The following is a 17,848-nucleotide window of genomic DNA, read 5'->3' on the forward strand; positions in this document are numbered from 1 at the left end:
AGCTCAGGTGGTCCAGATGGCGGCGACGATGGTGGGTGCTGCGGCGATGCCCGCGATTGCAACCACGACCCAGAGCGCCTGACGGAAGTCGAGGATGCCAAAGAGCCAGGAAAGGAACACCCCGATCAGCGCAAGCGTTCCGATCACGATTCCTAAGGGGCCGGTGATCGCATCGACAATTCCTTGAAGCAGGGTCTGTACCGGCGAGAGGTCGATGCTCTGTGCAAGCGCTGGACCCGCCAGCACGATAAGGGCCATCGCGCCGAGCGCGACGATCGAAGGTCTCGATGTCATGAAAGATCTCCTCTGAGCCGCTCAAACACGGCAGTCACACGGGCCACATGCCCTTGGGTTTCTTGAAAAGGGGGGATGCCGCCGTGGCGTGTGACCGCCTCAGGGCCAGCGTTGTACGCCGCAAGGGCCAGAGAGCCCTCGCCGAACTGCTCGAGCATCATCAGCAAGTAGCGGGCTGATCCGTCGAGGTTCTGCGCAATGTCATGTGGGTCCACGCCGAGATCGCGGGCGGTATCTGGCATAAGCTGGCCAAGGCCTATGGCACCGACAGGGCTACGTGCAGCCGGATTGTATGCGCTCTCGACTTCGATATTGGCCCGGTAAAGGAGCGCCCAATCAGTGACTGAAAGCCCTGCGCGACGCAGCGCACCATGCCCGGCATACCGCAGAGCCGTGGTCTCGATCGCATGGAGGATTTCTGGTGTGGCGCGGGCGGCGGATGGAGCCGGGATCGCTGTCTCGCTCGTTGCGTCAGGAACGCGAGGTTCTGCGAAGAGAAAAAGGCGCTCGCTTGCCTCTTGAGAAGTGGAAATCAATTGGCCGTCTGGGCGGACCTGGAAGATGAAACCGTCGGCCAGGGCCGGGGGCGCGGAACAAACGCCTGTACCCAAAGCAACGACGAGCGCAGTCGCGCAGTCAGCTGCCTTTGACCGGAGGCGCGGCGTGGCGCTCGCGGCCACCTTCTTCAAGTGGGATGCTAGCGGTCGTACAGCCCATGTCGGCCAGGAAACTGACAAGGCCAACGATGGTTTTGAAGTCGCGGAGCTTGAGGACGCTTCGGCTGGTGACGAGCATCTTATCGTCACGCCCATCAGTGGCGACGGCGCGGATGACCCACGAGCCGTACCAGCTGTTATGGCGCTTCTCCGCTCTCTCCTTGCAGACCACCTCAATGAGGTAGCCCTCGGCGAGCAAGCCGCGCAGTCCGTCTTCTGTAACCACATTCGGGGCTTCTTCTATCATGGCCTTCCCTTGGGTCCTTGTTCTGCCTGGGTGCAGTATCAGGCCCACGGGGTCGCAACACCGTGAGCGATACAAAACAACATTAATGATAGCAAGACAATAATAACGTGTTGACGAAGTTCGCCTTGCTCCGATAACGGTGATAGCCGACAGAATGATAATCTTAAAGGCGGCAAAGGAGTTTTGCCCTGCGGTTGTTTATTGCGCGCAACGCACCGTTGCTGTTCGCGCTCCTGCTTGGAAGCATGCCGGTAGCCGCGGCCGCGGATTGCGTACCTCCCGAACGACCGTTCTTGCCTCAGTCGCGAGAAGACATTCGTGCCTATGCCGATCTGCTGCGTTCTGATTTCGAGGGCTACATCGCCGACATCCAGGTGTACTTCCGCTGTCTTGATGCCGAACGCCAACGCGCGTTTCAGGAGGCGCGCGAGGTCAGTGAAGACTATGGAAGACTGGTCGAGCTATTGGACTGAGCAAGCGCATGGGCTTAACCGCCGTCGAGATCCTCGTAGTAGACGAGCGCAGGCATGTTGCGGCGCTGATGCACGATGCGCAGGATGACTGCCGCGCCATCCGCCGCATCAAGCCGCTTGTAAAAGATCACGTGACGCTGGCTATTGACGGACCGCATCCCCGGAACAAAGAGACTCCTGTCCCGGCCCGCGTCGGGATCCCCGGTGATCCGCTCGAAGGCGGTGACCAACTGGCGGTAATAGACGAGCCATTGGTCCCGGCCCCAGGTCTCGACGGTGTAGGTGCGTATCTCTTCAAGGTCGGACCTGGCCTGACCGGAAAGCCGAATAGTCATGCGGGTCAGCGATCAAACGCATCCGGTTCGAAGGCTTGGGCATCGAACTCGGCGAAATCCCCATTTTCGGCCAGGGTAGCTGCCATCTCGAGATCGGCCTTGAGGGCGTAGAACTGCCGGGCGCCATCCTTTTCCATCAGCATCCTCACGCCGGCGCGCACGACTTCGCTCAGATTGGCGTAAGCGCCGGACTCGATCTGCGCCTGCACATATTTCTGCATCGGTTCAGTCAGGTGGACGTTTGGCATCAGACTCTCCTATCCATGCTCAATCGTATCAGATACTGCCATAAATCTTCAAGCGCATGTTCGATCCCAACATAGGCCACAACACAGGATCGTTGCTCCACCCGCCCTTCCGTTCCCGGATTCCAGCCGGGGAGCCAAGCCCTACAGTTTTCCGACACTGCCCTTCCCGGGACCATGGGCGCTGCGACACGCCGTTTGACGGGCTCATGCGGTCTGTTCTTCCGTGACCGCTTTCGTGGCCGTATTGGAACGCCATATTTTCTTTTTGTAACAGTTGTTTGTTTGGCAATGGACGTGAAAGGAGGCCGCAATTTTGGCCGCTTCCAGGACGCCTCAAGAGCCCAAACCGTCAACAGATCTTGGAAGCCGTCACGCGACACAAGCGAACAGTCGCAGGTCATCATCAATCAAATCACCTTGCCATCATTAATGTTGTTTCGTATCGCTGCACCATTATAGATGGAGTCGGCATCATGAAGCACGTGATCCACGGCGTGGCCACAGCCACGGCACTAAGCATATCCGGACTAATGGCCTCGTCAGGTCCGGCTCAGGCCTATCAGGTGGACTGTGCGATCCTCCTCTGCCTTGCGGGCGGCTGGCCTGCCTCCGCGCCCTGCGCACATGCCAGAGCGGTCTTCATTCGGCGGATCACACCATGGCCGATCGAGCCACCCTTACAAATCTGGCGGTGTCCGATGGGTGTGTCGTTCAACGATCCCAGCCTGATGTCACCCATGGAACGCCTTTATGACATCACGTTCCGCGATCCGCCCGAACCGCAGGAATCGACTCCGATACCCCCTGTTCGCGTCCAGGCGGATGAACAAGCCGACATCGACATCTCGGGCGACGCCTTTGACTTCGTTCGGAGCATTCGCGTGTATCACATCCAGTACCGCCAGCACGAAAACCGAGATGGCGACTGCAATCGCAGCGACTCGACGCGATTGGGGTCCTACGGCGTGCAGGGCGACTACCGATGGACAAGATCCACCGTGGGCCAGGTGCCGGCCGCATCCGGCCTGAGCATCCCGAATGGATGCGGCAGCTACTTCTACCGATCCGTCTTCGTCGACTGGCGCGATCACGCCGGGACCTATGGTTCTGAAGAAGTTCGCTACTGACAAAATCTGCGCGCGGTTCCGCCGCGCGCGTCCTCACAACCCCGCACGGGAGGCTGTGCAAAACCCCCGAAAAGGAGACGACGCCAGACTGTGAAGCCTGACGCCGTGCAAGAAAACTCCGTGAACAAGAGTTTCCTAGCGCACCGCTCAAACACCTGCAACCGGCAAAGTTGTTTTGCTGGCAAGAATGTTGTTGTCTCACGACATGGCGTCGGATCTCCAAGGAGACCTCGACCATGGAACCTACGACCGGCCTGATCCTGCGACGGATCACGCAGACAAATCTCTCTGTTGCTGCGCACAAGCTTGCTACCCTCATCCTCGATGCCATCGCCTGGAAGGATGGCTACAACGGTTTGTCGCGAGGAACGGCAGCCTTCACCCTCTCCGCCCTGGCGGAGAAGATGGGTGTCTCACGACAATATCTTTCGGTTCTTTTAAGCGAACTTGAGACGTCGGAGTTGCAGCTCGAGCGGGCGAAGCCGAATGGCAAGTTCGCGCCCTGGATCTTTCGGTTTTCTGCCTTCGACGAGAAGAGTGAAACCCATGATCTCGTGTCAGGTGAAGGCGACACATCACTATCTAGAGATAATAATAACAAAACTATCTTCTCAGGGCTGATCGATATCACCGAGAGTTCGAACGTTTTCCAGACCAGATGGGCAGAGCTCATCAAAGCAGCGAAGACAACGTTGCCCTGCTGGAACGTCGACACCCAGGTGATCTGGGACCGCTTCCTCGCCTTCAATCGCTCCCGGGGCAACGGCCGGGTGCCTGCCGGCTTTTTGCTTGGCTTCATGCGCCGATGGCGGAATTCGTCGGGAACACCGCCTCGTCCCGAGGCAAAGCCACCAGTGAGACGAGTAACGGGCTCACGAGAACGCGAATTGCTGAGACAGATGCAAGCCGCGCCGACTGCGAACCGCCAGTTCCACGCGTCCGACCTGTGTCGTTTGATCGGTCACGCTGCCTACGAAGCGCGAGTACTGGATGTAATCCGCAAGTTTGGGTGTCAGAGGTTTTCAGCAACGTTGGCGGTGCACGGACGAGCGGTGCTGGCAGGCGAGATTCAGCGGTGACTTGAATGAGATTGAGGCTGCGACTTCAAAACAGACAGAGATCTAAAGAGATTAGACGGGTACTCGGAGAGCACTCCCGCAAGCCGCTTCAACTCGGAGACGGCGCCCAACCATGGCAATACAGAACGCTGGTGCCAGCATGCTCGCTCTGAAGCTTCGCATTGCTTCTCATGGTTGGCCGCATGTCGCAGATAACGACTCCTCTCGCGGATATTCCTCAAATTCGGACGGACGCCTCGCAGCGACTCGCTCAAAGAGCCTGATGACCGAAATCGGTGGGCCCTGCTTTGCACGATCGAAGCCATCTGTCCAAATTTGACGTGTGACCATGTCACTTCTGTCGAAACGACGGAGCTGAGCAATGATGCACGAACAATATCTCGCCCTTGAAATGATCGCTCGATTGGCCAACCGTTTCGGTCCAGCCAGCCGTATAGCAAAGGAACTGCCCGGCTGGCTGGAGTACCTGACCGAAGTCGAATGTCCCGAACGGCCTCGTACCCGACCAAGCTCGCAATGGTGGAACAAGATCAGGACCCTCGCGCACGACCTTGTGCCGACCGCCGGGGGCGGAGAGGGCGAGATCGTTCAGCGCAACTCAACCCTCCTTGGCGAGCATTTCGGGCTATCCCCGGCCGAAACATCCATGTTGACCTTCGTCGCGTTCTACAAGTTGTTCGACGGGTTCGAGCATGTCGTCGATGGCGCGCTGGAAACCAGAGAGGTCACGGTGCCACTGCTTTTGTCGTGGTTCTGCGCTGCGCCCGAGCCTGAAATCCGCGCAGCCATGCGCGCATCCGGCCGACTGACAAACTCGGGATTGGTGCAGCGCAACAGCGGCGGACGTCACCGCCGGATGCCATTCGATCTGTCCGATCGCCTGACCCTGGCGCTACTTGCCGAAGTCGATTGCATTTCCGACCTGATCGCTCTGATGTTCCCGCGTGCAGCTGCGCCGCAGGCCCAATGGCAAGACTTCGAAGGTCTAGGCCAAGACGCGGACCTAATGCGTGACCTGCTTTCCAACGCGCTGGCCAAGCGCCAGCCAGGCGTGCACATACTGCTCTACGGCCCTCCCGGCACCGGCAAGACCGAGTTCGCCAAGGTGCTCGCGCGTGAGATCGGCGCCGAACTGCGTGCGGTCGGCGAAACGGACGATGACGGAGGCGAGCCATCGCGCCGAGAGCGTTTGGCTGAACTCGCCATGGCATCTCGTATGCTGGGGCAAAGATCGGACACAGTACTGCTGTTCGACGAGATGGAAGACCTGATTGGTGGGCACAGCTTCCGCTTTAGCCATGACATGCTGTCGAAAGTCCATTTCAACCGAATTCTCGAAACCAATCCGATCCCGGTGATCTGGACCACGAATTCGGTTCACGCCTGTGATCCTGCTTTTCTGCGGCGGATCAGCTACTCGGTGATGATGCGCTCGCCATCGGGCCGTGTGCGGGCGCGTATTTGGCAGCGCCTCGAAGAGCGACATGGCGCTGGCATACCGGACAGCGCCCTTCCGGATATGGCGGAACGGCATGATCAGGCCCCGGCGCTTGTTTCGGACGCGATGGTGGTGGCAAGGCTTTGCAATGGTGGGCAAGCTGTTGTCTCGCAGGTACTTGATGCCGCCGCCCGTCTGGCAAAGGGCGGAGCCGATAGCGCGCCGCGGCATTATTCAGAAGTGCCTTGGCAACCTGGTCTGGCTCGCGCCGACGCCAATCTGGCCCAGATAGAAGCGCGCCTCGCGTCTCCGAGCGCACCTCGCCGGGTCAGTTTCTGTCTTGAAGGACCGGCGGGGACCGGCAAAAGCGCATGGGCACGGCATCTGGCCCGGGTCATCGGCATGCCGGTAATAGAAAAGCGCGCCTCGGACCTCATGTCGAAATGGGTTGGCGAAAGCGAGCAGAACATTGCGCGGGCCTTTTCTGACGCACGCGCCGACGGTGCCATGCTCATCTTCGACGAGGCGGACAGTCTGCTGGCTGACCGTCGTGGCGCTGAACGCAGCTGGGAGGTGAGCCAGGTCAATGAGATGCTGACCTGGATGGAAAGCCACCCGTTGCCCTTCGTCTGCACTACCAACTTCGTCGAAAAGCTCGACCCTGCAACACAGCGCCGGTTTACCTTCCGCATCCGCTTCGATTTTCTCTCAGCCGATCAACTTCCGCTGGCTTGGGCTGCGCATTTTTCATGTTCGCCACCCAAAGAATTGTCTACGCTTGATCGACTTGCTCCGGGAGATTTCGCGAACGTAGCCCGCAGAATGCAGGCTCTGGATGTTGCGGACCCAGAGGAAATTCTGCGCGCTCTGATCCTTGAGGATGAGGCAAAGACAGGAACAACGCGACCGATTGGCTTTGGCCGTTGACGCCAAAGTGCGCCGTCAGAATGATTGTACTGTATTTCCAGGAGGAGTCATGCGCTACGCTCGCCAAGAAGATCTGCAACGACTCGCTCTGATAATGCAGGGGTCAGCGGAGGGGATTTCGCTTTCCGACATAGAGCGAGAATTCAGCGTATCCCGTCGCACGGCAGAACGGATGCGTGATGCCGTACGCAACGCCTACCCTCAAATTGAGGAAATCTCCGGCGAAAGTGGTCGAAAATATTGGCGCTTTCCGCCGGGATCATTGGGCCGCATGTCTGAACCCACGCTTGATGAACTGACCGCCGGCCACCGCGCCGCCGCTATCGCGCGGCGTGAGGGCGATGAGCCAACAGCGGAAACATTGGAGCGCCTTTTGGTGAAGGTGCAGGCAATGTTCCGCGAGGATCGCCGCCGGTCGATTGCTGCTGACCTTGAAGCACAACTATTGGCTGACGGCGTTGCATTCCGGCCCGGCCCTCGAGAAAAAATTTCGCCCGAGACTTTATCTACAATTCGCGAAGCAATCCTTGCAGGGGTCATGATCTCTGCTGATCATCGCGCCCGTGCTTCGGCAAAACTTTCGCGCAATACCCGGCTCGGCCCAATTGCCATGTTATTTGGTCAAGGGCGCCAATACCTTTTGGCTTGGAGCGAATATCAGAACGATCTTCGACTGTTTGCGCTTGCTGGGTTTGAACGGGTTTCGTTGGTACCCGAGGTCTATGAGCGCCCCAAAGGGTTCGATCTGCAGGAATGGCTATCAGAGAGCTTTGGTGTATGGCGGGAGGAACCGCTTGATGTCGTCTGGCGGTTTCTGCCTGACGTTGCCGATGAAGCTGCGGGGTATCTGTTTCATCCCAAACAGCAGACCGAGCGTATGGAGGACGGGTCACTGATCGTCCGTTTCCGCGCCGGAGGACGGCAGGAGATGGACTGGTATCTGGTGAGATGGGGAAATCAGGTTGAGGCGCAATTCTTGGAGGTGTCGGGTAAGTCTTCGTACGATACGACCGAAAGTGACGTGTTCAGGCAGTAGTCTCAAGTCGAATCAACAAGGAAAGAACACCGCTTGCTTCGTAACAGCACATCTCACCCACTTCGCATCGACAGCTTGCATGTTGGCAATGGTCATCTTGGCCTCACCCTTTGCCCTGGCAAAAAGGGCGACAGTGTCTTTGGCGCGGGGTGGGACCGCGATCTGGACGTTGATCTGGATGTGATAAAGGCTTGGGGGGGCGCAAGCAGTCGTGACCCTGATCGAGGACTCGGAGTTTGAGCTGCTTTCCGTCACGGGTCTTGGCGATGCGGCCAAGGCACGAGGTATGGACTGGCACCACTTTCCGATCCCCGATCTGGATGTACCAACACCTAAGGCCGCGTATCGCCGGACCGCATCATAACCGCCATCATATCCCCGGGCTCGGAGTTCCTCGAAGATGCGGATGCGGGTCAGTCGCTCGCGCTTGGGCTTCCGCGCATTCACCGCCAGCATCTCGTCGAGCAAGTCTTTCCAGGGTCCGATCTTCGGCAACGGCTGAATGGTCCGCTCATAGGTGAGCTCCGTCGCACCGGACCGGATCACCTTGCGCACCGTATTCCGCGAAACCCGCAGCTCCCGGCAGATCTGCTTGATCGACTTCTTGTCCTGAAAATACGCCCGCCGGATCTTCGCTATCGTCTCCACGACCAACATCCCACACTGTGCTCCCCGATGACCTCGGGGGCATCATCCACATCAGTGTAAGGGGGTCATTTTTGGACGCCGATCACCCCGCTACGGGGTCAATTTTGCATGCCGGTTCACATTTCGCGCCGGACTGCCGAACGGATGCGCGACGCGGTGCGCAATATCTATCCACAGATCGAGGAGCTGGTGGAAGAAAGCGGCAGGAAATACTGGCGCTTTCCCCCCGGATCCTTGGGGCGGATGGTCGAGCCGACCCTGGACGAGTTGACGGGAGGTCACCGTGCCGTTGCCCTTGCAAGGCGCGAAGGGGATGAAGCAACGGCAGAGACGCTCGAGCGTCTGCTGGTCAAAGTCCAAGCGATGTTCCGCGCAGACAGACGGCGAACGATCGCGGCAGATCTCGAAGCTCAACTCATGGCGGATGGCTTGGCTTTCCGGCCGGGTCCGCGCGAGCGGATTGCACCCGAAATTCTCACCGCCTTGCGGGAAGCCATTCTCGCTGGAGTGATGATTTCTGTGGATCATCGTTCACGGGAAACAGGCAAGTTGTCACGCAATGCGCGGCTTGGCCCCATTGCTATGCTCTTCGGCGAGGGCCGCCAGTATCTCTTGGCCTGGAGTGAATATCAGGATGCACTCCGTTTGTTTGCCTTGGCCGGGTTCGAACGGATTTCGCAAGAGCAGGAAGCCTATCAACGCCCCGAAGGTTTTGATTTGCAGGAATGGCTCGCCGAAAGCTTTGGGGTCTGGCGTGAGCCTCCGCAGGACGTGGAGTGGCGTTTCTCGCCCGAAGTGGCTGATGAAGCATCGGGATATGTCTTTCATCCGAAACAGAAGACGGAACGGCTGGAAGACGGCTCTTTGATCGTCCGCTTTCGCGCTGGTGGCCAGAAAGAGATGGAATGGTATCTGGCCCGCTGGAAGGACAAGGTCGAAGTGCGCGTGGCGAAGTGAGCTGGAACAAGTCATCCGGCCAGTTGAAACTCATACGACCGAATTTGGCGTACATATGCTCCATTCTTGGCTAAATCCCTTTGATTGGAGTTACCCGTGTTTCTCTTCGACCTTATGCACGACGGAAAGATCAGTGGGCTGGCACTTAACCGCTTATGGATCGGGAGTTCTGGCACTAAAGACGCAGCGAGCATTGGCTCCTGCGAGCAGGTCAGGAACCGAGCGGACCAAGCACCGGTAATTGACGCACACTCCCCCAAAGTCCGGTTCTGACGATGCCGTATTCTACTTCGTCGCACATGGGCGCATGGCATGACTGCCCCAACCATATTGGCGAAAACCAGCTCTTCGTTGTGGGCGATGTTCACGGGCAAGCCCGCGCCTTGGAGGAGGCCCTGACCACCATCGCAGCCATTCCCCGGGCGGCTGCGCGACGCCAACTCGTCTTCTTGGGCGACATCATCGATCGGGGGCCGCAAAATCTGCAGGCGATCCAGCTTACTTTGAACGCGCAGGAGGCCGCTCGTGTCGACGAGGTCGTCCTTCTGCCCGGCAATCACGAGCTGATGTTACTCGATGCGCTTGACGATCCCATGCGCTACATGGGCGACTGGCTGGATAACGGCGGGGCGACCGTCATTGCTGAAGCCAAACCCCCGGCGTCAGTTCGGCTCCTGCGCGACTTTGCAGAAATCGCCCAACGCATTGTGCCCTCCGCCTTTCTGGCGGCCATCCGAGAGGCTCCCAGCCATCACAGGCTCGGAAACCTTCTTTCGGTCCATGCGGGACTCGCACCGGATCAGGCATCCGAGACCTTCCTCAATCTTCCCAGGTCAGGGGCCTCCGGCACGCATTGGGCGTGGATCAGGCGACCGTTCCTGGACTGGAAGGGCGGCTGGGGGCCAGAAGGGCAGTGGGTGGTCGTGCATGGGCATACGCCCGCAGTCAGAAGGCTGGGCGATCCCTCGCGTTTTCTGGCCTTGGCGAACCGAAGGCGCACACATGGCCGCCTCTGTCTCGACGCTGGTGCCGCCTATGGCCTGCCTCAGGTCGGATGGGCAGAGTTTCGCGCGGACCAGTTCCGCTTGGCGATTTCGCGTGCCAGCTGAGGGGCAATAATTATCACGTCAAAACGGCAGATTAGCTTGTTTTCTGAACGATCCGATGCAGGAATGGTCGGATAAGTCGAGGGACACCATGCATTATCCTTTTCTTGTCTGCGATCCACGCTCTGGTCTGCACTATCGGCTGACAGACACCGGTCTCGCGGAACTGTCCCTTGCTCCGAAACCCGTGCAATGGGCGCCAGGGCAGGCGATTGCCGAAGCCCCAGATCCTGTCTGGAGCGACAGCCTCGCGAACGCGCCGGTCGAGACGATCTCTGCCGTGACCGCCGCCTTGGAAGATCTGATCCTGGCCACGACCGATCTGCGTTTGCCAAAGCTCGGGTCTTTGCCAAACAGCCGGGCTGGTCTTCATCTTGATGCGCTCATCCGAGTTTGGGGCCGCCTTGGCGATGCGCTGCCAGAGGGCCTTGCGCCCGTGCGCCATGTCCTCGAACTACCGCATGGCCAGTTTCTCGATGCTCTGCCGGTGGTCCAAGGTTCGCTCGATCCCCATGCGCCGGCCATCATGGCCGCGCTCTATGCGCGATTGGAGCGGGAATTTGGCAGCGTTGAAGGACCCGCAGCAAGCCGCGCGGCCCCGGTTGGAACCGGGCTTCATGCAATACAGGGCGGTATTGCTGCCCCGCAGATAGACGCTAAGGCGATGGACGACAGCCTCGCTTTCTACGGATTGCGCGATTTGGCGGCCTGTGCGGATTTCGCCGCCGCGCGCGCTCGAACCCTGATCGAAGCTGGGGTTGCCGCCCGCGACATTGCTGTCCTGACTGGCCATGACCCGCATCAACTTGCACGCGCCTTCGCGCATCAGGGCGTCCCGATCTCTGGTCTGCCCGCCAGCCTGCCTGAGCGCGATATCGTCGGCGAAACCGCGCTCCACCTTGCACTGGCCAAGCGACCCCCAACGCCCGCCATGGTTCTGGCAAGCCTCGCGCTCTCCCCCCTGATGCCTTGGTCGTCACAGACTGGACGCGACTTGGCCGAAGCTTTGATGGCGGGGGATTTTCGCGGCGGTATCCTGTCGAGCACACCGGCGCACAAGGAACTGTGGGACGACATCCGCGCCAGTGCGGGGAGCCTTGCGCAGTTGCGCTTTCTGATCGACCGGATTTGCGGCCAGATCGGTCAGGGCGCAGAAGTTCGCGCCCGTTTGCCAATTTCACCCGGCGATGGCAGCCCGGATTGGGAAGCGATCCTGCGCGGCATCCAGATCGCATCGCATTCTGCTGGAGACCCAGAGCGTAATCTTGAAGGGGTGAGCCTTTGGTCGGCACAGGAAAGCCCCTGGCGACCGTGCCGCCATCTGATCGTGGCCGACTTTACCGATGGCTTGTATCCGACGCGCCCTCGGGCCAATCCGATGTTCCTCGACAGCGAGATTGCGCAAATTCGTGAAGCAACCGGTTTGCGTTTGCGCGGCCGGGCCGAAGGACTGGCACAGGCCCTTTCCCTGTTCGATCAACAGCTCCAGGCTGTTGCTGACTCTGTCACCTTCTTGATCCCATGGCGGGACCTTTCTGGTGCGCGACTTCAGCCATCGGCAGGGCTATCGCTGATTGCGCGCTTTATCTCGGGTGTCGAGGATGGGGCGGACCTGATCGCAGATGTGTCGCGCATACGGCCGGAGGATTGGCCCGTCGCGCATCACCGCCTGCCTCCGTTGCCCGAGCCGCCAGAATTGCCCGAGGCCCTTCACTTCGCAGGTCGTGACCTTCTGGCTTTGCGTCGCAAGGATGATGGGACAACAAAACCGCAATCGCCATCTCGGCTGGAAACGCTTTTGGTTAGCCCACTTGCCTGGCTCTTGGCCGAGGTCGAGGCCAATGATCTGTCTTGGTCCGCCGAGGAACTGGATGTCATGGCGAAGGGCAACATCGCGCATGATGTGTTCGAGCATGTGTTCCTAAAGGATCAGCCTATTCCCGACCGCACCGCTCTCACAGACGCGGTGATCGCCGCTTATGACAGCGCACTTACCCGTCACGCCAATTTCTTGCGAAGCGCGTCATGGGACATGGAACGCCAAGGATTGGAGCGCGAAATCCTTCAGGCCGCTCTGCGTTGGCGCGACCACTTGCTTGCGCTTGGCGCCAAGATCATCGGGAACGAGATTTGGCTGTCGGGCGAAGCCCATGGTATCAATTTGCATGGCAAGGCTGATGCGATCCTTGAATTGCCGGACGGGAGCCTTCTGATCGTTGACCACAAGAAAAGTGGCACATCCGGCCGACGTAAACGGATGGAGGCGGGCTGGGATCTGCAGGCAGCTCTCTATCGTGACATGATCGCCCGCCCGATCCGGCGAGAGGGCGACGGGATGGACGCCTTGGTCGGTCGGTCTGTCGGCATTGCCTATCACTTGATGAATGATGGCGGTCTGCTGACATCCGGGCTGGCGTTGCCACAAGGATCACCAGCGAGGGATATGGGCGATGCGATCAACGCAGCCGCGGTTGGGCGGCTTGCCGAACGGCTTGCAGAGCTGGGTGCGGGGCGCGTGGTCCTGAACACAACAGCTGACGTGGATTTCTTCAAGAAAGAGGCGGGCTTTACCCCCTATGCGCTGACGGATGGTTCTGCCCTTGTCACCGCCTTTATCCGCACGATCGAGGACAGCGAAGCATGAACCAGAACCCGTCAGATCTTGGTTTGGTCATCGTGCCCGCTGGCGCAGGGGCTGGGAAAACCCATCGGATCAAGACCCAGCTCTCCGACTGGGTCAAACGCAAGGTCGTCTGGCCCGAACGCATCCTTGCGGTGACCTTCACCGAAGCCGCAGCTGGCGAGTTACGCGAACGCATCCGGGCGGGACTTTTGGCCGATGGTCTGGTTGAGGAGGCTATGGCTGTCGAGCGGGCCTATGTGTCGACCATCCATGGGCTGGGTCTGCGGCTCTTGACGGAACATGCCCTTGCTGCTGGCGCCTCCCTGCAACCACGCCACTTGGGCGATGCTGAACGCGACCTCTTGATCAGGCAGGCTCTGGCGCATGCACGCGCGCTCGACCCGATCAAGGCTGCGCCAGAGCGGTTCGGCTATCAACCCAACTGGCAAAAGGGTGAGACGGTCGAGGATTCCTTGCGGGCTCGCGTGCTGGCCATGATCGACCTCTTGCGCGGGCTGGGGGATAAGGGACGTGATCCGGGCTTGATTGCTCCGGCACTCGCGCGGCTCGACCGGGTCTATGGCGCGACACTTGCTGATCCGGCTGCCGCGCGCGATGCGTTGCTGGCGGCAGTCCTTGCCATGCTGGCAGCCTTTCCGGACGGAGGTATGGCCACCGTGACGGCCAAAGGGCCGCGCGAGACCTTGGAAAAGAACCTTTCGCTGTTTCGGCGTATTGAGCGCGACCCTGCGCTTCTGGATCAGGACTGGGGCGTCTGGCAGTCAGTGCGTGCCCTGTTCATTTCAAACAGCCGCACGAAGACACCTGAAGGCTATGATGATCTGGCAACAGCGATCATGCAGGCCGCCGATGTCTTGCCTTCCCATCCAGGCCCTCTCGCTGACGCAAAACTGCATCTGTCGTGCCTGATCGCTTGCGCCCAAGAGGTGATGGAAGCCTACGAGACGCGGAAGAAGGCCCTTGGTCTGATCGACTTTGCCGACATGATCGCCGGGGCCGAACGCCTGCTGCGCACTAATCCCTCTGTGCGGCAGGCCGTTCTGGACGAAATCGACTGTGTCATCATTGACGAGTTCCAGGACACGAACCCGGTTCAGTTCGCCCTGCTTTGGCAGTTGGGCGCGCATGCGCCGCGCACCTTGCTGGTGGGCGATGTGAAGCAATCGATCATGGGGTTTCAGGGGGCTGATCCGCGCCTGTCTCAGGCACTGGCCGCGGCAAACCCGGATGCCACGCAGCCCCTTGACCGCAACTGGCGCTCGACACCTGCCGTCATGCAGTTCGTCAACGCCCTTGGCGCAGGGCTATTCGGCGCGGGTTATAATCCTCTTGCCCCAACCCGCGATCCCGTGCCCGGCCCGGCGATCGAAGTGTTGCAGGTAACGAAGGGGCGCGGGGTGAGGACTGCATCCAAGCCTCAGGAGCATGTGGCAGAACGCATTACGCGCATCCTCACCAATGCCGAGACGATCACCGACCGGCAAACCGGCCTCCCGCAGGCTGCGCGCCCATCTGACATCGCGCTTCTGATCTGTCGCCACGCAACGGCGGCTCGATATGCCGAAGAGCTGCGGGCCCGCGGCGTTCCCGTTCGGATCGCCGAGGATGGCTGGGCGGCCAGCCCTGTCGTGCAGGCGGCTCGGGCGGCGCTCAGCTATGCGGCCAATCCTGCAGATGCCCATGCTGGGGTGCTTCTGCGCACGCTTGGCCCAGACCCGCTCTCTTTGCAGGAGGCAATGGCCGCACAGATCGATGGACGGCTGGCAGATGATCCTGTCCTCATGCAGCTGGCGGCTCTGTCTGACCGTCTTTCACGTCTGCCTGTCAGTGTCGCGCTGAACATCGTGCTTGACGCGGCCGGTCTGCGCCATTGGGCGGCGCGTCAGCCCGATGCGGCCCAAGCGCGTGCTGATCTCTTGCGCCTTGAGGCAGAGGCCAGCGATTTCGAAGCCGCGCATCGCGATCTCAAGGCAGCCTCGGGGTTTCATGGTGAGACCGCCAAGGTGTTCCTCGGCTGGCTCGAGGCCCGCTCGGGCGACCGCGATTTCGACCGTAGACCGGACCCATCGGCTGACAGTGCCGAGGCAGTTGAGATCGTCACCTGGCATGCGTCGAAAGGCCGAGAGTGGCCGATCACCGTGGTCGCAGAGTTTGACCACGGGATCGAAGAGTGGCCCGGCACCACGGCCACCCGTTTCGAAGCGCTGGACACGATCGACGATATGTCTGCGGTGCTGGCCTCTGCCGCGCTGATCCACACGCCAAGCTTTGCAGCACCTGAAACGGCGCGGCGCTTTATCGAGGACCGTAGGGCGGATTTCGAGGCCAATGCAAAGAACCTGCTTTACGTTGCGCTGACGCGTGCGCGTGACCGGCTGGTGTTGGAGTGGCCGAGCTTTTTGAAAGAGCGTGACGAGGACGCGCCCGAAGCCACCTGCCAGTTCCATGTGCTGGAGGATTGCTGCAAACCGAAGATTGCGCACGGGATGCTGCGGATTGGCGGGGTGGACTGCCCGTCGGTCATCGTCGCGATGCCAGAACATGCGAGCGCCACCGATTTTGCACCCACAGCAAACACAGATGCGCCTTTGTTCGGAAAACAGGCGCCGCTACCTTCCACATCATTGACGCCCTGGCGGCTGCAACCATCACAGATGAAAACGGCCGCTCCTGCACCTCAAAGCCGGAGCATCATACTGGGGTCCGCATGGTCGCAGACAGTTAGCGACGCAGCCCGTGGCACCGCGCTGCACCTTGCCATGCGGGTGTTCCTTACGCGACCCGAATTGGCGTCGGCCTTACCTGGGGCTACGGGGCTGGAGGAGGCGACGCTTGCCCTGATGGCAGAGCGGGCAGCGGCGCTGAAAGCTTGGCTTGCGGCTGGTGGCTACACTGAACTGCGCGCCGAGATCCCGGTGCTGGGCAACACCGCCGAGGGTGCAGAGATCTCTGGCACCATCGACCTTCTCGCCGTTGGCCCGGCAGGCTGTCTTTTGATCGACCACAAATCCGGCGGCGGAGGTGAAGGGTTTGGCCCCTATTGGCCGCAACTCTCCGCCTATGCGACGCTCGTCGGCAGGCTCTACCCGAAGCATCCGCTCCAAGGGGTGGCGCTTTTCTGGATCGATCACGGATGGGTGGAGCTCGCTGTGCCAGGACCCATGGTGGCGCAAAATGAGCCTGTCTGAAAGTTGGGGGATCATAGGACATGAGAGCCTTGGACGCCCGCGTAGCCGCCGCGACCTCGGACTGGCGGCAGTTGTGCGTTTTGCCAATGATTACTCGGTGCCGGGTCTGGCCGGGCTGTCATTCCTGCGCAGCATTGTCTGGTCCCTGATCGGTATCGAGTTCGCAGCCGCACAGCGCTTAACAGGAAAGCAAGTCAATCCTTCTGTAATTGCCGAAGGGCTCGAGGCCATGGCCTGCTGGCACTGCATCAGAGACGGCGTAGGCGAAGACATGGCCTATCGCATTCGTGGCGCGCGCAAGCTGCAGCGGATCACAAGCGTCGAAGGGTTAAGACTGCGAGATCTCGCCCGTGGGCAAGGCTATGTCAGCCAGCCAATTCGTATGGGCATGGGCGCCTGCCTGCCCCGACTGGGTCTGGTTACGGCCGCAAACAGCCGCTTCAACAGCTATGAACTGAATGACCGGGGGAAAGAGTTCCTGCGACTGACGATAGGTCGCGATGACACAAGCAAAGCAATTCCGATGCTTTGGTCCTGGCTGGGTGGAACGGCCTGGACCGCAAGGAAAAACAGCAAGGAGTTGAGACTCATTTCCCCGATGTGCCCCCTGCCCCAACCCCTGCGCGAATACTTCTCTGGCGTGATGGAAACGGTTGGCGTGGAAGAAGAATGCGCAATGCGCGGCGCCCTTTGGCGAGCCTGCCGCGATTTGCTGCCCAGTGATTCCGCGCTCGATGCCGATGCGTTAGTGGCAAGGGTCAGCGATCATATGGCCACGCGCGATCCTGCAAAGGCAATGCGACTCAACTGGGCGCAGGACTTTTTCAGGGCCTATGCCGCCGCTTTTGCTGTTCTCGATCAGGTGCAGGCGCAACTCTCGGATACTAACGGCGGCAGAGCAAGGGTTGCCACGCTATTGGAGAACCAAAACCTTCAGAAGAGGCTGAATGAGCTTCGATCAGTGGCGAGCCAGTTCAAGACCCGCCGCGGACCTCAGTCTCCACCCCGGGAACTTGCGCCCTTTCTCACTGAGACCGTCTCGAATGCTGATGATGCCACTTTGCTGCGTGATATGGTGAGGCGCGACGATATCGTCCTGCGGCTGGAGGAGAGCACAATCAGCCTGCACCCGGACCACAAGGCCGTCAGCAGCCCCACGGAGGATACCGCGCCTGACGACGAACCAATTGAAGAGCCAATGCGTCTCTACCGCCTGCACAACCTGTGCCGGCTTGCGCTCGAAGTGATGCGTGACGCATGACGAGACTGCTTGATCTTTTCTCCCCACCGCCTGGCTATACAGGACATTTCGGCTGGATCTGTGGATTCACCGCGGATGGCGCTGTCATGCGCGAGATCGCCGATCGGTTCACCATAGGCGCCGG

Annotated in this window: 15 protein-coding genes and 1 pseudogene; 10 read left to right on the forward strand and 6 right to left on the reverse strand. The window is 60.1% G+C overall.

The genetic code is table 11. The annotated features are described in order from the left end of the window. Positions 1 to 3: 3 nt before the first annotated feature. Genes WMK75_RS12090 through WMK75_RS12100 form a run of 3 tightly spaced genes read right to left on the reverse strand, consistent with a single transcriptional unit; the run spans position 4 to position 1,257 of the window. A complete protein-coding gene (locus tag WMK75_RS12090) occupies positions 4 to 294 on the reverse strand; it encodes a TrbC/VirB2 family protein (RefSeq protein ID WP_054540759.1) in 291 nt (96 codons plus the stop codon). Next, a complete protein-coding gene (locus tag WMK75_RS12095) occupies positions 291 to 974 on the reverse strand; it encodes a lytic transglycosylase domain-containing protein (protein WP_347267931.1) in 684 nt (227 codons plus the stop codon). Before WMK75_RS12095 ends, WMK75_RS12090 begins: the two co-directional genes overlap by 4 nt. After that, entirely contained in the window at positions 931 to 1,257 is a 327-nt protein-coding gene (locus WMK75_RS12100) for a hypothetical protein (RefSeq protein ID WP_010138156.1), read from the reverse strand. Before WMK75_RS12100 ends, WMK75_RS12095 begins: the two co-directional genes overlap by 44 nt. Positions 1,258 to 1,502: 245 nt before the next feature. On the opposite strand from WMK75_RS12100, the gene WMK75_RS12105 reads away from it, so the two are divergent. Next, positions 1,503 to 1,730, forward strand: a complete 228-nt coding sequence (locus tag WMK75_RS12105; RefSeq protein WP_347267932.1) for a hypothetical protein — start codon at positions 1,503 to 1,505, stop codon at positions 1,728 to 1,730. 14 nt (positions 1,731 to 1,744) lie between these two features. Here WMK75_RS12105 and WMK75_RS12110 read toward each other — a convergent pair whose 3' ends face one another. After that, positions 1,745 to 2,065: a type II toxin-antitoxin system RelE/ParE family toxin gene (locus WMK75_RS12110; protein ID WP_347267921.1), complete on the reverse strand. Its 321-nt coding sequence runs from the start codon at positions 2,063 to 2,065 to the stop codon at positions 1,745 to 1,747. Between the two features lie 5 nt (positions 2,066 to 2,070). Then, positions 2,071 to 2,313 (reverse strand): type II toxin-antitoxin system ParD family antitoxin, encoded by a 243-nt coding sequence (locus tag WMK75_RS12115; protein ID WP_008336111.1) that lies wholly within the window; start codon positions 2,311 to 2,313, stop codon positions 2,071 to 2,073. Positions 2,314 to 2,786: 473 nt separating this feature from the next. On the opposite strand from WMK75_RS12115, the gene WMK75_RS12120 reads away from it, so the two are divergent. From WMK75_RS12120 to WMK75_RS12135, 4 genes are all read left to right on the forward strand, one after another. After that, positions 2,787 to 3,440 (forward strand): hypothetical protein, encoded by a 654-nt coding sequence (locus tag WMK75_RS12120; protein WP_347267922.1) that lies wholly within the window; start codon positions 2,787 to 2,789, stop codon positions 3,438 to 3,440. A 236-nt stretch (positions 3,441 to 3,676) separates the two neighbouring features. Next, positions 3,677 to 4,519, forward strand: coding sequence for a hypothetical protein (locus WMK75_RS12125; RefSeq protein ID WP_347267923.1), 843 nt, complete (start codon positions 3,677 to 3,679; stop codon positions 4,517 to 4,519). A gap of 361 nt (positions 4,520 to 4,880) precedes the next feature. Further along, positions 4,881 to 6,884 (forward strand): AAA family ATPase, encoded by a 2,004-nt coding sequence (locus WMK75_RS12130; RefSeq protein ID WP_347267924.1) that lies wholly within the window; start codon positions 4,881 to 4,883, stop codon positions 6,882 to 6,884. A 49-nt stretch (positions 6,885 to 6,933) separates the two neighbouring features. Continuing rightward, positions 6,934 to 7,920 carry a WYL domain-containing protein gene (locus tag WMK75_RS12135; protein ID WP_347267925.1) on the forward strand — a complete coding sequence of 329 codons (987 nt, stop codon included), beginning with the start codon at positions 6,934 to 6,936 and terminating at the stop codon, positions 7,918 to 7,920. A 336-nt stretch (positions 7,921 to 8,256) separates the two neighbouring features. On the opposite strand, the pseudogene WMK75_RS12140 reads toward WMK75_RS12135, so the two are convergent. Continuing rightward, positions 8,257 to 8,577 (reverse strand): annotated as a pseudogene (locus tag WMK75_RS12140) (IS21 family transposase); the annotation flags it as partial. A gap of 99 nt (positions 8,578 to 8,676) precedes the next feature. Here WMK75_RS12140 and WMK75_RS12145 point away from each other — a divergent pair. From WMK75_RS12145 to WMK75_RS12165, 5 genes are all read left to right on the forward strand, one after another. Beyond that, the gene (locus WMK75_RS12145) at positions 8,677 to 9,525 is read left to right on the forward strand and encodes a WYL domain-containing protein (protein ID WP_347267926.1); all 849 of its coding nucleotides are present in this window, start codon (positions 8,677 to 8,679) and stop codon (positions 9,523 to 9,525) included. Between the two features lie 275 nt (positions 9,526 to 9,800). Then, positions 9,801 to 10,634 (forward strand): metallophosphoesterase, encoded by an 834-nt coding sequence (locus WMK75_RS12150; protein ID WP_347267927.1) that lies wholly within the window; start codon positions 9,801 to 9,803, stop codon positions 10,632 to 10,634. A gap of 55 nt (positions 10,635 to 10,689) precedes the next feature. Beyond that, positions 10,690 to 13,275 carry a PD-(D/E)XK nuclease family protein gene (locus WMK75_RS12155; protein WP_347267928.1) on the forward strand — a complete coding sequence of 862 codons (2,586 nt, stop codon included), beginning with the start codon at positions 10,690 to 10,692 and terminating at the stop codon, positions 13,273 to 13,275. Continuing rightward, a complete protein-coding gene (locus WMK75_RS12160; RefSeq protein WP_347267929.1) occupies positions 13,272 to 16,463 on the forward strand; it encodes a UvrD-helicase domain-containing protein in 3,192 nt (1,063 codons plus the stop codon). The genes WMK75_RS12155 and WMK75_RS12160 overlap by 4 nt, the downstream gene beginning before the upstream one ends. After that, positions 16,450 to 17,724 (forward strand): hypothetical protein, encoded by a 1,275-nt coding sequence (locus WMK75_RS12165; RefSeq protein WP_347267930.1) that lies wholly within the window; start codon positions 16,450 to 16,452, stop codon positions 17,722 to 17,724. Before WMK75_RS12160 ends, WMK75_RS12165 begins: the two co-directional genes overlap by 14 nt. Positions 17,725 to 17,848 lie beyond the last annotated feature (124 nt).

Source organism: Paracoccus sp. (in: a-proteobacteria), assembly GCF_039808215.1.
Classification (GTDB): Bacteria; Pseudomonadota; Alphaproteobacteria; order Rhodobacterales; family Rhodobacteraceae; genus Paracoccus.